Origin of the sequence: Anaerobiospirillum sp. NML120449 (assembly GCF_023051105.1) — a bacterium.
Lineage (GTDB): Bacteria > Pseudomonadota > Gammaproteobacteria > Enterobacterales > Succinivibrionaceae > Anaerobiospirillum.
In genome coordinates, this window is record NZ_JALKIL010000004.1 from 105,568 (window position 1) to 121,047 (window position 15,480).

Consider the following 15,480-nt stretch of genomic DNA (forward strand, 5'->3'; position numbering starts at 1 on the left):
GTCAGCAACGGCAGCAGGCAGTCTACATGCTGCAGGTCGGTGCTTGCGGGAAGCGTTTCTTCAGGAAATGACTATTCACACTGTATTTTTCACCACTTTGTATCAAAGGTAACATCATGAACATCATTTCAGTTGCTCATGCTGCTGAGGGCGCTCCAGCTCCAGGCGGCGATATGAGCATGCTCATTATTCTTGTGGTCTGTATGGTCGCTGTTTACTTCTTTGTAATGCGTCCAAACAACAAAAAGCGCAAGGAGATGCAGAACCTGCTCGACGGTCTTGCTGTCGGTGATGAGGTTTTAACCAATGGTGGTATCGCTGGTAAGGTAGTCAAGCTTCCTGAGAACAAGGAATACGTCATGGTTGGTGTAGGTAAGGACGTAGTCTTACAGATGCGCCGCAACTACATCGTTGCCGTATTACCTAAGGGCACCCTCGAGAGCATTTAAGTGCAGGCTTGAAAGTCCGGGCGGATCGCTCAGTAAGACGCGCTGTATATCTTATATATGCAGCTGCACCTGCAGCCCCGTTCCGGAGACGTCCTTGAACTGACAGCGCTCAGGCCTTCAGAAAAGGGACGCCTTTGCCCTGATAACAGTGTTATTCAGGGCTGAGCTGACAGTATCAGGCGGTCAGGCCGGACCTGTGGTCCGTGCAGTTTCATTCCTGTCTTTTCTGTCAGCTGCCAGCATGGCCAGAGACAGTGCTCCGGCCAGATTAATCAATCAAGGCCAGGAACGGCACAGTGTGCTGTACCTGCTGCAGAACGACTGCCGAGCTGTGGCCGCTGGAGTCATGGCAGCCTTGATGCCAGCTTTTTGAGATGAATTGTGATAAATAAATTTCCCTGGTGGAAGAACCTGCTGGTTTTTGCCACCATTGCCATAGGTTTCTTTTACGCCATACCTAATCTGTATGGTGAGGATCCTGCCCTGCAGGTCTCTGGCACCAACGGTAATCCTGTTTCTCAGGAAGTAGCAGCCGAGGTAGAGAACCTGCTTAAGACCAAGAACATCAAGGGTATTTCCGAGCTTGATGAACAGGGCCAGATGCTGATCCGCTTTACTGATACTGATACCCAGATTATGGCCAAGGACCTGGTTCAGTCCTACCTGGGTGACCGCTATATTACTGCCTTAAATCTGGCTCCTGCCACACCGGAGTTCATGCGCAATCTGGGTATGAATCCGCTAAAGCTTGGTCTTGACCTTCGTGGCGGCGTGCACTTCCTCATGGAAGTTGACATGGATGAAGCCATGAAGAAGATGAGAACCCAGCTGGTTTCTGATCTCCGTAATGAGCTGCGACAGAACAATATCCGTCTTTCCGGTGCCCGTGCAGACGGCAACGATGTGCTGATCACTTTCCGTGACGCTCAGAGCCGCGATGCTGCAGCCGACCTCTTAAAGAAGAATCACCGCGATTTTATCTTCCAGAACTCCGAGCGTGACGGCAGCTACTTTATCCGTGCCGGCATGACCGAAGCCCGCCTTTCCCAGATCAGAACCGCTGCTGTTGATCAGAACATCAACATCTTACGTAATCGTGTTAACGAGCTTGGTGTTGCTGAGCCTCTGATTCAGCGTCAGGGTGCTGAGCGCGTGGTTGTTGAGCTGCCAGGTGTTCAGGACACTGCCCGTGCCAAGGAAATTCTTGGTGCTACTGCAACCCTCGAATTCCGTCTTGTCAACTCCAATGCTGATGTTAATGCTGCCATGCAGGGCCGTATCCCGCCTGGCACTGAGCTGCATCAGGATCGTAACGGCTACCCTGTAATCCTGGAAAAGAGAGTAATTCTGACCGGTGACCACATCGTTGATGCCTCTTCTTCAACTGATGAAAACGGCCGTCCTCAGGTAAACATCTCTCTTGATGCCCGTGGCGGCTCCATCATGTCCGAGTTCACCAAGGACAATGTGGGCAAGGCCATGGCCACCAACTTTATCGAGTTCAAGGTAGTGGAGAACACTGACCCTGATGCTCCAAAGATTGGTCAGCCAGGTTACAAGCCAAAGTTCAAGAAGGTTGAGCAGGTTATTAACGTAGCCACCATTCAGTCCCGTCTGGGCGCCAACTTCCGTATTACCGGTATTGATTCAGCACGTGAGGCTCACAATCTGGCCCTGTTATTACGTGCCGGTGCTCTGATTGCCCCTATCCAGATCGTCGAAGAGCGTACCATTGGTCCATCCCTTGGTCAGGAAAACATCGACAACAGCTTGCGCGCCATGCTTTACGGCTTCACTGCCCTGGGCGTGTTCATGATCATTTACTACAAGGCCTTTGGTTTTGTAGCAAATCTGGCTCTGCTGTTTAACCTGGTAATGGTGGTAGGTGTCATGTCCATGGTGCCTGGTGCAACCATGACTCTGCCAGGTATGGCCGGTATCGTGCTGACCATCGGTATGGCGGTGGACGCAAACGTGCTTATTTACGAGCGCATACGAGAAGAACTGCGCAATGGACGATCTGTCCAGGTAGCCATCAACGAGGGCTACAGCCGAGCTTTCTCAACCATTGCTGACTCCAACATTACCTCCTTTATCACCGCATTTATCCTCTTTATGGTGGGTACCGGTGCCGTAAAGGGCTTTGCTCTGGTGTTAATGATTGGCCTTGCATCCTCAATGTTTACCTCCGTGACCGCATGTCGTGCCGTGGTAAATATCATCTGGGGCGGCAGACCAAACCTCAAGAAGCTGAGCATCTAAGGGAGTGATGTAATGTTACAGTTCATTAAGGATACAACTGTTATCCCTTTTATGAAGATCAAGGGAACAGTGGAGCTCATCTGCCTCGGTCTGGTGATCGCCTCCATTGTTTCCATGGCCATGAAGGGTCTTAACTGGGGTCTTGATTTTACCGGCGGTATCGTAGTTGAAACCCACTACAGCAATGCCATGGATCTGGACAAGGTCCGTAAGGCTTATGCCGACGAGGGCATTGAGGGTGTGGTTCAGCACTTCGGCTCTACCCGTGACGTCATGATCCGTGTAGCTCCAAAGGATGACCTCAATCAGCAGTATGTAACCACCAAGATTCAGGAAGCCTCTTTCAAGCTCGATCCAAAGTCCAGCATCACCCGTTCTGAGTATGTTGGTCCTTCAGTTGGTGCTGAGCTGGTAGAAAGCGGCATTGTGGCCATCGTGGTCTCCCTGATCGCCATTCTGGTCTATATTGCATTCCGCTTTGAGTGGAGAATGGCTACTGGTGCAGTTATTTCACTTGCCTATGACGTGGTGGTAGTACTCGGTGTCTTCTCTTTCTGGCAGATTGAGTATGACCTGACTGTACTGGCTGCTGTGCTCACTGTGCTTGGTTATTCGCTTAACGACAAGATCGTTGTGTTTGACCGTATTCGTGAAAACGCCAGCCGCCTTGCCCATGACCTTGATATGGACGGTCTGTTTGACGTCTCCCTGACTCAGACTCTGTCCCGTACCATCATTACCTCCGGTACCACTCTGATTACCGTTCTGGCACTGCTCATCTTCGGCGGTGACATGATTTTCGGTTTCTCTCTGGCTCTTACCGTAGGTATTGTTTTCGGTACCATCTCCTCCGTATACGTTGCCTCAACCTGGGCTCTGCTCTTAAAGATTGAGCGCAGGCACTTAATCCCTAAGAAGATTGAGCGCCGCGAGGAAGAAATGGAGACAATGGACTAACAGCGCCCCACGCGCCAGTCATGCGACCATGCTCTGGCCAGGCGGCCCTGAGCTTTGGTTCAGGGCTGTCAGTCTCAAATAAAAAAATCCCGGATCAGCTGATGCCGATCCGGGATTTTTTTTGGGTTTAAGTTCAGTAAAAGTCTATGAGGACTTCTTCATTACGCGGGCCTTTTCACGCTGCCACTGGCGCTCTTTGATGGTATCGCGCTTGTCATGTTCCTGCTTGCCTCGGGCAAGACCGATTTCCAGCTTGGCCCAGGAACCTTTCCAGTACAGGCGCAGCGGCATGATGGTATAGCCCTGACGCTGGGACTGGCCCATGAGCTTGTTAATCTCACGGCGGTTCATCAGCAGGGTGCGGGTACGGGTAGGGTCACAGACCACGAAAGCACATGAGGTCTTGAGTGGATTTATGGTAGCGCCGATAAGCAGCAGCTGACCGTCCTTGACCATGACATAGGCCTCTGAAATATTGGCCTTGCCTGAGCGCAGGGATTTGACCTCCCAGCCCTGTAATGACAGGCCGGCCTCATAGCGCTCCTCGATAAAATAATCGTGTTTTGCACGGCGGTTGACGGCGATTTCTGCGCCACCGCTGTTCTTTTTCTTACCAGCCATAATAACTCTCTTATGAGATTGTCATCTGACGGCTCCGGGTAAAGCTGACAGCTCTGAGGATACATGCATCCTGTCCGGGCGGACTTACAATGCCGCAGGCATCAGATGAAGATTGTGTTCTGCCATAAGCTGAAATGCAGGCAGGGCTGGGTCAGTCGGTCCGGCCACTGGCCTGTTTGATGTTTTGCGTAAGGACTTGTCTCAGCCCGTGCAGAAAATCAGCACATCATATCATTACCCCTGTATTCAAGGCAAAATGCCACACCGCTCAGCATAAGCACTCCCTGCAGTCAGCAGCTCCCAGCTGCACCATGGTGCCAGCAGCGGCCTGTCATGCACCCAGGTGCCGGCTGCGTCCTATGCTGCACCCTGATGCCGGCTGCGGCCTGTGCTGCACCCAGGTGCAGACTCGGGACTCCTTGTCCTTGAGTGGAGCCGGGGTGATGCAGCATGCAATCCCCTGAGTTCAGAGCTGTATGCAGGGGAGTGCAGGGTGGGGTGAGGGGTGGAGGGCAGTGAGGAGATTGTCAGTGAGGAGACCGGCAGTGTGGCAAGATACTGACTGTTTATATTTTGTGACTCAGTGACTGTTTTGGTGCGGCGTATTAAGCTCTTGTGATTTTCATTGCGTTATCTTAAAAACCGGTTTATTTATGCGGTTTTTGAGGCCTGGTTATGGTGTTTATAAGTTATCCACTGGAGCTTCAGTTCAAACCTGAAACCCCATAAACAACCTGTTTGCAATAAATTGATAACTGTCTTCGAAACTGGTGCGATGAAAATCACACTGACATAATACGCTGTAATGTTTTGGAGATATTGATGGCACATAAACCAAAAAATGCTAAGATACAACGTCTGAAATTACTGATTATTTCAGTCGTTTAGATTCGTCAGGGCCATGCACACTGGGACTTGCGCCATATCCGGTCTTTTTGCGAAAAGACTTTTTGCAAAATAAGCACGCTTTTTGCTGTATCTTTAGCAGCCCATTGTGCCAGTTCACTACGAATATATGCTCTTAACCGGTCCGAGAGCGTCTATGCGAAATTAAGCAGCATTGGGAGCAGGTCTTAACTTATAAGGACAGCAGGAATGATGTCCTGTATGTGCCCATGTCTGCTATCCTGAAACACAGCATCGATGCGGGATTCAGTACTTTTAATGCCCGCCATAACGATATTTTGACTGCTGTTTTTTCTGGCCTTAAACCCACAACAGATTTCATGCTGCAGCCCGCCTGCAGGTTCCCCACGGTCTAAAGACGCCGTCCCCATTCACCAGCTGCCCGTACCTGGACTTAAGCGGAAAGGGTTTTTTTATGTACTCAGAACAAAACAAAGAAAGCTCTGAAAACGATGCTTTATCTGATATCGAGTTTGCCAAAAAGACCAAGGTGAATCTGGCCCGCCCTCACCTGCCGTTTTTCCTTGCCCTGTTTACCATGCGCTTTGGCGGTATGTCCATCATTCACCGTCTGTACATGTGCGTGGGTATTACCTTTTTCCTCTTCCTTGTTGCTACTCTGGTGGTCACCTTCATGACCAGTCAGGTTAATGACTCACTGTCACGCTCAGGCGTGCGTACCGTGGTGAGCAAGGCCAACCTGCTGGGCAATGATATTCTGACCCTGGAAAATGCCATAGCCCGTCTGACCCGTAATGACGGCAGCACCACCGAGCTGCTCAATGAAATCACCGGAGCTGTCAGCGCTGTTGAGTCCAATACCAGAGCGCTCAGTGCCATGATTGAAATGGTAAGTGATGACCAGGTCAAGGATACTCTGCAGAACAAGTACTTTTCCCGTACTAAAGCTCTCGTCGACAGCCTGGTAAGCAGCACCCAGAATATTACCCGTACTTTCCAGAGTGATCCTGAAGCTGCAGCCCGTCTTGCCTATGAGCAGACCTCAACCTGCAGTATGCCGGCCCTGTTCCAGCTGCGTAACCTGCTTACCTATCTGAACAACCGCAGCATTGCTGAGCAGTCAGTCATAGATACGATGATTCACTGGGTTAAGTACAGCCTGTTCCTTGGTCTGGGTATTGCCCTGTGCGTCATTATCCTCACCAATATCACAATCCGTCATTCTCTGCGCCGTGATACCGGTGTACTGCTGCGCCGCCTGATGGCCATGGCTCAGGGCGACCTGCGTGACAAGGTTCAGCTTGAGGCCAGCGATGAGATCGGCTCTATTGGCAAGCTGGTAGATTACGTGGTGGATAACACCAATGGCACCCTGACTGTGGTTAAGAATGACGTAGACAAGCTCTACGGCCTTGTTAACACCAATATGCGCTCCATTGATGCTACCAATGAAGCCATTTCCATTCAGCGTAACACTGCACAGAGCGTAGCCAGTGCCACCTCTGAGATGGAAGTAGCCGTTGAGAAGGTAACCGAATTTGCCCGTTCTACCCTCGAAGAGGTTAAGAGCGCCGAGGTGGCCTCTGATACCTGCCGCTGCACCATGCAGGACAATATCACCACCACCCACACCCTTTCTGACCGTCTGCGTGCTTCCTCTGAGGCCATCAACAAGATTCACATGATGAGTAATCAGATTGAGGCCATTGTGCAGACCATTGCTGACATTGCTGATCAGACCAATCTGCTGTCGCTCAACGCTACCATTGAGTCGGCCCGTGCCGGTGAGTCAGGTCGTGGCTTTGCCATCGTAGCTGACGAGATTCGTGAGCTGGCTATCCGTACTGCCAAGTCCACCAAGGAGGTAAGCAATACCATCAACCTGCTGGAAAAGGCCGTAACCAATTCCGTAGCCGTGATGGCCTCCTGCGAAAGCGAAATGAGCAACTCCCTGCAGCAAAGCTCCCGTGCCAACTCCTCCATTGAGGAAATTATGGGCATTATCGCCACTATTTCCGACATGTCCGAGCAGATCGTAATGTCCTGTCAGCAGCAGAGTAATTCTGCCTCTGAGATTAACTCCAGCATTGCTCATATTTCAAAGCTTGCCGAGGACAGCTACGAGCAGATGCATGAGCTTCAGACCAATATGCACGTGCTCAATGATCTGGCTACAAACCAGTCAGCTGTGATTGGCAAGTTCCGTCTTAACGAAAATATTACCGCCTTGCCTGGCAGCTCAGATGCTGAGCCGAAGGCAAAGGCCTGACTTTCTCATGCCTGAATTTCTCAGGCCTGACTGTAACTGCTGTGACCAGCTCCGGCGCCTGCCGCCGGGCTGGGCTGCAGCAAAGCATGACATGACCGGCCGCGCCGCCTGTGCAGCGCTGGCCGGTCTGTCGTTTGAGGGGCTGACAGAGCGCTTCCTGGCCTGTTTTTAAGGTGGCTCAAAGAGCCGTCCCCGACCTGTTCTTAAGTGCGGGAACGGGGATCTGGATTTTGGGCCTCAAGGCCCGTAAAAAGGCTGTTCAGGCCGTATAAAAGCGCTTGCTTTATCGCCCTGGTGTGATAGAATTGCGCCTCAGTTAATTTTTACCCTTTCTGAGTTTGTGATCGGAAAGGGCGTATCCTGTTCACAAAGGAGCATTACAATGGCTTTATCCGTAGAGCAAAAGGCTAAGATCGTTGCCGAGTTTTCCCGTGGTACCAATGACACCGGTTCTGCCGAGGTTCAGATCGCCTTATTAACCTATCGTATCGCTGACTTACAGCCACACTTCCAGGCTAATAAGAAGGACCACCACTCCCGTCGTGGCCTGCTCCGCATGGTTGCCCAGCGTCGTCGTCTCTTAGACTACTTAAAGGGCAAGGACCACTCCCGCTACGTTTCTATCGTTGAGCGCTTAAAGCTCCGTCGCTAGTCCGTATATCTGCTGTTTTCAGCAGGGGCTGCCTCCCTTTGGAGGCGGCCTGGGAAGAAAGCCCGCAGCATGTTGTGCTGCGGGCTTTCTGCGTTCATGGGCCCTCAAAAGTCAGGCTGGCCCAGCAGGGAGTCAGGCTGGCCCAGCAGGGAGTCAGGCTGGCCCAGCAGGGAGTCAGGCTGGCACCAGCAGGGAGTCAGGCTGGCCCAGCAGGGAGTCAGGCTGGCACCAGCAGGGAGTCAGGCTGGCACCAGCAGGGGCAGCAGGCTGCCCGGCTGCTGCTCAGGGCCTGGCGCCCCAGGTCACCGGGCTCCTGGGGCCAGGGGCAGGGCGCTTGCGTGGGCGGTGCAGCCGGGAATATGGACCGGAACAACATATTGACGGGGTTTGTGCAGACAGGGCTGCACGGGCGGCCGGGATTGCATGCAGATGGCGGTTAAAACTGTGTTAGAGGCTACACAGTTTCTAAAAAGTTATGTGCCTTTAGCAGCCGTTTTCCTTATAATGTAGGATCGATTAGCTAAACTTTGCAGGTTTGGTCGTAAGCAACTGAAAATCCCTAAAAATTGACATGCTCAGCAGCGTAATGACGTGCTGCGTGAGTCATGAGGCATGAGAGTAAAGCTGTCATGCTTCAGGCACAGTATCGAGCGCAAGTGGGCTCCGTACGAAAGCGGAAGCGCGCAGGAATTTTTGAAGATTGCGCCAGGACCGGCACAGGGTACAGTCAGGTAATCAAGGGCCTGGTCTTGATCCCAGGCAAGTCAGAGCAGGACTGGAAACGGTTTTACAAGCAGTCCGCAGCCATCTGCCCCGGATGGGCAGGTGCAGCTGAGTGCGCCCTTTGCCTGATAACCTTAATTCCCGGCTGCGGCGGTCATGCAGAAGTGGATCGGGTTGATCCCCATGACAACAGCCTCCCGGAAGTGACATTCTGACCCTCCCTGGCCTGCGCAATTTTGATAAAGACATAATTTTCTGGGACTGGAGAATTTTTTTGATGAATTTACAGCCTATCACCCGCTCTTTTAAGTATGGCCGCCACACCATTACTTTGGAAACAGGTGCAATTGGTCGTCAGGCAGACTCTGCTGTGCTCGCCTCTATGGATGACACTACCGTACTGGCCACAGTAGTATGCAAGCGCAAGGACGCCGTCGAGGGACGTGACTTTTTCCCTCTGACCGTCAACTATCAGGAGCGCGCCTACGCCGCCGGCAAGATTCCGGTATCCTTCTTCAGAAGAGAAGGTCGTGCCTCTGAGGGTGAAACCCTTATTTCCCGTTTAATTGACCGTCCATTACGTCCATTATTCCCTGATGGCTTCGTCAACGAGGTTCAGGTTGTGGTTACCGTAATGTCAGCCAATCCTGAGGTTCCAACTGACATTATCTCCATCATAGCCGCCTCCGCTGCCATGGCCACCTCCGGTCTGCCATGGAATGGTCCTTTAGGTGCTGCCCGTGTAGGCTTCATCAACGGTCAGTATGTCTTAAACCCGATTACCTCCGAAATGGCCGAGTCTGCTCTTGATCTGGTAGTGGCCGGTTCAAGCCAGGCAGTGGTCATGGTTGAGTCTGAGGCCAGGATCCTCCCTGAGGACGTAATGCTGGGCGCCGTTATGTACGGCCACGAGCAGCAGCAGACTGTTATCCGTGAAATCGAAGAGTTCAGAAAGCAGGTCAACCGTCCTGTATGGGACTGGCAGAAGCCTGCTGAAGATGAAGAGCTGGTCGCCACCGTACAGAACCTCGCCCGTGAGGACATTGGTCAGGCTTTCTATATCGTTGACAAGCTTGAGCGTCAGGAGCGTCTTGCTGCCATTGCTGAGGACGTAACTGCAAAGGTTACCGCCATGAAGGAAGAGTGGGCAGAGATGGGCCAGAAGATTGCCACCATCCTGTTCGAGCTCGAGCGCACCACTGTACGTGAGCGTATCCTCAGCGGTGAGAAGCGTATCGACGGCCGTACCCAGCGCATGATCCGTCCTATTACCGTTGCTACCGGTATTCTGCCACGTGTTCACGGCTCTGCTCTGTTCACCCGTGGTGAGACTCAGGCCATTGCCGCCTGTACCCTCGGTTCCGAGCGTGATGCTCAGACCCTTGAGGACATGACCGGTACCCGTACTGACCGCTTCATTCTTCACTACAACTTCCCTCCATACTGCGTAGGTGAGACCGGTCTTATCGGTTCTCCAAAGCGTCGTGAAATCGGTCACGGCCGTCTGGCCAAGCGTGCTCTGCGCGCCGTTCTGCCAGATGCAGAGAAGTTCCCATACACCATCCGTCTGGTATCAGAGATCACCGAGTCCAACGGCTCTTCTTCCATGGCCTCTGTCTGTGGCGGTTCCCTTGCTCTGTTTGCAGCCGGTGTTCCATGCTCCTCAGCCGTAGCCGGTATTGCCATGGGTCTGGTTAAGGAAGGCGACCGTGTTGCTGTTCTTACCGACATCATGGGCGACGAGGATCACCTTGGCGATATGGACTTCAAGGTAGCCGGTACCACCGAAGGTGTTACCGCTCTGCAGATGGACATCAAGACTGACGGTATTACCCGTGAGATTATGCAGCAGGCTCTGACCGATGCTCACGCTGCCCGTATCCACCTGCTCAAGATCATGAGCTCTGCCATGCCTGAGCCTGAGGCTACTCTGTCTCCTTTTGCTCCACGTATGGTTCTTATCAACATCAACCCTGAGAAGGTCAAGGACGTTATCGGCAAGGGCGGCTCCAACATCCGCTCCATCCAGACCGATACCAACACCTCCATCGACCTCAGCGATGACGGTACCGTACGTATTGCCGCTGCCTCCGAGGCTGATGCCAAGGCTGCCATTGCCCGCATTGAAGAGCTTACCGCTGATGTTGAGGTAGGCCGTGACTATGTAGGTAAGGTTGTCCGTATTACCGAATTCGGCGCATTCGTTAACATTCTGCCTGGCCGTGATGGTCTGGTTCATGTATCTCAGATTGCTGATGAGCGCGTTGACAATGTTGCTGACTACCTGCGCATTGGTGACAGCGTAAGAGTACGTGTCCTTGGTGTTGACGAGGCCAATGGCCGTATTCGTCTGTCTATCCGTGCCTGTCAGCAGGAAGAGGCCGCTGCCGGGCAGCAGGCCGAAGAGCAGCCAGCTGCTGACGAGTCCTCAGAAGAGACTGTCTAACAGCCTGCCGGACTGATGCCACCGGCATCAGTCCCCATCAAAATAAAAGGTCCATGAGATTTGACTCATGGACCTTTTATTTTGCCTGCAGCGCACGGCGGTATGGGTCCTCCGGGCGTGCAGGCACCGCTGGCTGCGCGGGCGTGCAGGCGCCGCTGGCCGCGCGGGCGTGCAGGCGCCGCTGGCTGCGCGTGCAGTGCAGTCAGCGCTGGCAGGAGGGCGGGAGGCATCATATGTGGTGCACTGGTGTGAGCTGTGCACATAGTGTGCTGTGCTCTGTATGTATTAATTGCGTTCAATTGTGGTGCAAAGAAAGTTATCTACAGAAGTTTATATTTGAGGCTCAGATCAAGGAAATTAAGCAAAACAGGGGGATTTATGGCAAAATATGTGGCTTTTTTGCCATTTTAATCAGCATTGTGCAATTGATCCTTTTACAGGCAGCTGCATGAAAACTGTGCACCAAATAGGCGCCAGGATCAAAAGTGCTGAAATAGGGGCAAAAATAGTGCAAACTAGGAAGACTTAGTATAGGTTGCAGCTATCAGACCGGCCTGTTTTACGCTTTTGCAAGCGATCAGCTTCCGTCTCTGAGCTTAACTGCAGCAGCTAAGTGTTCTTACCGATCATCCCGGGGCCGTGCCCAGCGGCACGTTTCGTGCCCCACAGTGGATGACATCAGGCCATCTCAGTGGCGTCATCTAAGGCATTACTCAACACTGTCATCAAACGTTTACTGACTGTCCGATACCGGGCAGAGCCTGACCAGGCTGACGCCATTGCGGCCTCAGCTTCCGGCTTGAAGCCATACTTACCTGTGCCTTGTATCTTTGCAACTGTTCTGTGCGCATTATGCCCCGGCGATGAGCCTGGTGTGCAGTAGCGGCATCTGTTACATACTGAGGTCTCAGGACTGGCATTAAGCCGCTACAGCCGACTGCCTCTCCGGGCTGCGGCTGCCTTAATGCATCAGAACAGTGGCCCTGTGGCCACCTGGACGATGAATTTTTCTGATGCCTGATTTGTCTTGGTAGGTAACCTCAGCTATGGCAACCCGCGAACATTTCTCCTCACGTTTAGGCTTCCTTTTAATTGCCGCTGGATGCGCAATCGGCCTTGGTAACGTGTGGCGCTTTCCTTATATTGTGGGCCAGTATGGCGGCGCAATCTTCGTACTCATTTACCTCTTCTTCCTGGTAGCTTTCGGTCTTCCATTATTAATGATGGAACTGGCTGTGGGTCGTGCTTCACGCCGTTCCCTGGCTCTGTCCTTTGAAGAGCTCTCCCCTAAGGGCGGCAAGTGGTATTACAACAAGTACTGGATGATTTCAGGTAACTACATCCTGATGTCTTTCTACAGTGTGGTTACCGGATGGATGCTTTACTACTGCGTAAAAGGCTTTACCGGCGAGTTTGGAACCAACACTGAAGCAGCCGTTGCCGGTAAGGCTTTCGGTGAAATGCTCTCCTCACCATCAGACATGCTCATGAACATGCTGGCTGTAGTAGCAATCGCCTTTGGCGTATGTGCTCTGGGTCTGCGCAAGGGTGTAGAGCGTATTACCAAGCCACTGATGATTGTCCTTTTCGGCCTGCTTATTTTCCTTGCTCTGCGCTCTTTCACCCTTGATGGTTTTGCAGCAGGTGTTGAGTACTACTTAAAGCCTGATCTCTCCAAGATCACTGATGGCGGTATGTCCCGTGTTATTGAGGTACTGTCCGCTGCCATGGCTCAGGCTTTCTTTACCCTGTCCATCGGTATCGGTGCCATTCAGATCTTCGGTACTTACATGAACTCCCATCAGACTCTTGCCTCTGAGGGCCTGAGCATCCTGGCTCTGGACACCACTGTAGCTTTACTTTCCGGTCTGGTTATTTTCCCTGCCTGTTTTACCTACGCCGTAGAGCCTGGTCAGGGCCCTGGTCTTATCTTTGTGACCCTGGTTTCCGTATTCTCACATATGGAAAACGGAGCTGTATGGGGCGGCATGTTCTTCATGTTCATGCTCTTTGCAGCCTTGTCCACTCTGATTGCCGTGTTCGAGAACATCATTGCCATTACCATGGAGCTGTTCACCACTTCCCGTCGTCGTGCCGTAATGGGTAACTTCGTCGTGATTCTGGTCATTGCTCTGCCATGTGTCTTTGGCTTTAACCAGCTTTCCTTTATCCACCCTCTGGGCGGTGAGTCCACCATTCTTGATCTCGAAGACTTCCTGATTTCCTACAACATTCTGCCATTTGGTGCTCTGGTATATGCTGCATTCATCACCTGGCGTGGCGGCTGGGGTTATGACAACTTCCTTAAGGAGTGTAACACCGGCAACGGCATCAAAATGCCGTCCTGGGGTGTTAACTACTATCGTTTCGTTGTCCCTGTAGTAATCTTCCTGTTAATCATGAACTGCTACTACAGCGTATTCTTTTCCAAGTAAATAGTAGTTATTAACTGTCATTACCTGTTGATTCAGGCTCTGCCAGTAATAACAGCAGGGCCTGAAAAGGGCTGTTGCTGTCAGGCAGATAACAGCCTTTTTATCGTTTTCAGTACTGGCAAAACCTGACCTGTGAACCGCGCAGGCCATTGATGTCGGGTACAGGTTAATGACAGACAGCTGCAGCAACGGCAGCTGTGCCAGGCAGGCCTTCTCATGCGCGCCAGTGCGAGCGCCCGGAGACAGGCTGGTGCTGAGCCGGAAAGCTGTCACTGCTGCAGCTGCAGGCTGAACTGACAGATGTGTTTTTACCCTGTCAGGCAGCCCCCAGCCATCAGGATTTATAAAAATTATGGCCAGAGAACAGTTCTCATCACGTTTAGGTTTCCTTCTTATTGCCGCAGGCTGTGCCATTGGTCTTGGTAATGTATGGCGCTTTCCTTACATTACCGGTCAGTACGGCGGCGCCATTTTCGTACTTATTTATCTGCTGTTCCTCTTCATCATTGGCATCCCGCTTCTGACCATGGAGCTTTCCGTAGGTCGTGCCTCCCGCAGAAGTCTGGGCAAGTCCTTTGAAGAACTCACCCCTGGAACCAGATGGAACCTCAACAAGTTCTGGATGATTCCTGGCAATTACATCCTCATGTCCTTCTACTCGCTGGTCACAGGATGGATGCTTTACTACATGCTCAAGGTGGGCTCGGGCAATGTTGAAACCGGCATTACCCAGGCCGATGCCGGCGCCATTTTCAACAATCTGCTGGCCTCACCGAACATCATGCTCATGTGCACAGTATTCGTTGTGGTGCTGTCATTCAGCGTCTGTGCCTTTGGTTTAAGACGTGGTGTTGAGCGCATTACCAAGCCAATGATGCTCATGCTCTTTGGTCTGCTCATCTTCCTTGCAGGACGCTCCTTTACCCTGCCAGGTTTTGCTGAAGGCGTTTCCTACTACCTGATGCCCAGCTTTGAAAACATGCAGAAAGAGGGCATTTTAAACGCATTGTCCGCAGCCATGGGGCAGGCCTTCTTCACCCTTGGTCTGGGCGTTGGTTCCATTCAGATTTTCGGCTCCTACATGAGCCGCAATTACACCCTGGGCTATGAGGCTCTGACTATTACCCTGCTTGATACCACCGTTGCTCTGCTGGCCGGTCTGGTAATTTTCCCGGCCTGTTTCAGCTACGCCGTTGAGCCTGGTCAGGGTCCAGGTCTGATCTTCGTTACCCTGGTAACCGTGTTTTCCAATATGGAATATGGAGCAGTATGGGGTGGTATCTTCTTCCTCTTCATGCTCTTTGCAGCTCTGTCCACCCTGATTGCCGTGTTTGAAAACATCATTGCCATTTCCATTGAGGTCTTCAGCATTTCCCGTATCAAGGCTGTTGTTTACAACTGCATTACCATTTTGCTGCTGGGCCTGCCATGTATGTACGGCTACAACTATCTGTCCGACATCCATCCACTGGGTGGTGAGAGCACCATTCTTGATACTTACGACTTTATCTTAAGCAATAACATTCTGCCTTTTGGTACCACCTGCTACGTGCTTTACATAACCTTAAAGCGAGGCTGGGGCTTTGATAACTACATCAAAGAAACCAATCACGGCATCGGTCTTAAGATTCCAGGTGCTGCCCGTAACTACTACCGCTATGTACTGCCTGTAGTTATCTTCGCTCTGTTCTTACAGGGCTATGTGGCTGTCTTCGGCAAATAATCACACTGTGCCTCCATTTCCACACGCTGCAGCCAGGTGCTGCAGCTGCAGGTGGCAGGGGCAGGTGACCACAGAA

General features: G+C 52.1%; 9 protein-coding genes. 8 read left to right on the forward strand and 1 reads right to left on the reverse strand.

Features of this window, described 5'->3' with window-relative positions:
• Window positions 1-116 precede the first annotated feature (116 nt).
• The 3 genes from yajC (at window position 117) to secF (ending at window position 3,668) form a co-directional block, all read left to right on the forward strand.
• Window positions 117-449 carry a preprotein translocase subunit YajC gene (gene yajC / locus MXE41_RS02360; protein WP_246977466.1) on the forward strand — a complete coding sequence of 111 codons (333 nt, stop codon included), beginning with the start codon at window positions 117-119 and terminating at the stop codon, window positions 447-449.
• A gap of 381 nt (window positions 450-830) precedes the next feature.
• Window positions 831-2,711 (forward strand): protein translocase subunit SecD, encoded by a 1,881-nt coding sequence (secD, locus tag MXE41_RS02365; protein WP_247099224.1) that lies wholly within the window; start codon window positions 831-833, stop codon window positions 2,709-2,711.
• 12 nt (window positions 2,712-2,723) lie between these two features.
• Window positions 2,724-3,668 carry a protein translocase subunit SecF gene (secF, locus tag MXE41_RS02370; protein WP_246977463.1) on the forward strand — a complete coding sequence of 315 codons (945 nt, stop codon included), beginning with the start codon at window positions 2,724-2,726 and terminating at the stop codon, window positions 3,666-3,668.
• 144 nt (window positions 3,669-3,812) lie between these two features.
• Here secF and smpB read toward each other — a convergent pair whose 3' ends face one another.
• The gene (gene smpB, locus MXE41_RS02375) at window positions 3,813-4,289 is read right to left on the reverse strand and encodes an SsrA-binding protein SmpB (protein WP_246977461.1); all 477 of its coding nucleotides are present in this window, start codon (window positions 4,287-4,289) and stop codon (window positions 3,813-3,815) included.
• 1,321 nt (window positions 4,290-5,610) lie between these two features.
• Between smpB and MXE41_RS02380 the strand changes: the two genes are divergently transcribed.
• From MXE41_RS02380 to MXE41_RS02400, 5 genes are all read left to right on the forward strand, one after another.
• Window positions 5,611-7,425 carry a methyl-accepting chemotaxis protein gene (locus MXE41_RS02380; protein ID WP_246977460.1) on the forward strand — a complete coding sequence of 605 codons (1,815 nt, stop codon included), beginning with the start codon at window positions 5,611-5,613 and terminating at the stop codon, window positions 7,423-7,425.
• A gap of 382 nt (window positions 7,426-7,807) precedes the next feature.
• Window positions 7,808-8,077 (forward strand): 30S ribosomal protein S15, encoded by a 270-nt coding sequence (gene rpsO / locus MXE41_RS02385; RefSeq protein WP_246977459.1) that lies wholly within the window; start codon window positions 7,808-7,810, stop codon window positions 8,075-8,077.
• 1,000 nt (window positions 8,078-9,077) lie between these two features.
• A complete protein-coding gene (gene pnp / locus MXE41_RS02390; RefSeq protein ID WP_246977458.1) occupies window positions 9,078-11,246 on the forward strand; it encodes a polyribonucleotide nucleotidyltransferase in 2,169 nt (722 codons plus the stop codon).
• Window positions 11,247-12,292: 1,046 nt separating this feature from the next.
• Window positions 12,293-13,681 carry a sodium-dependent transporter gene (locus MXE41_RS02395; protein ID WP_247099225.1) on the forward strand — a complete coding sequence of 463 codons (1,389 nt, stop codon included), beginning with the start codon at window positions 12,293-12,295 and terminating at the stop codon, window positions 13,679-13,681.
• 352 nt (window positions 13,682-14,033) lie between these two features.
• Complete coding sequence (locus MXE41_RS02400) at window positions 14,034-15,404, forward strand: sodium-dependent transporter (protein ID WP_246977456.1); 1,371 nt, start codon at window positions 14,034-14,036, stop codon at window positions 15,402-15,404.
• Window positions 15,405-15,480 lie beyond the last annotated feature (76 nt).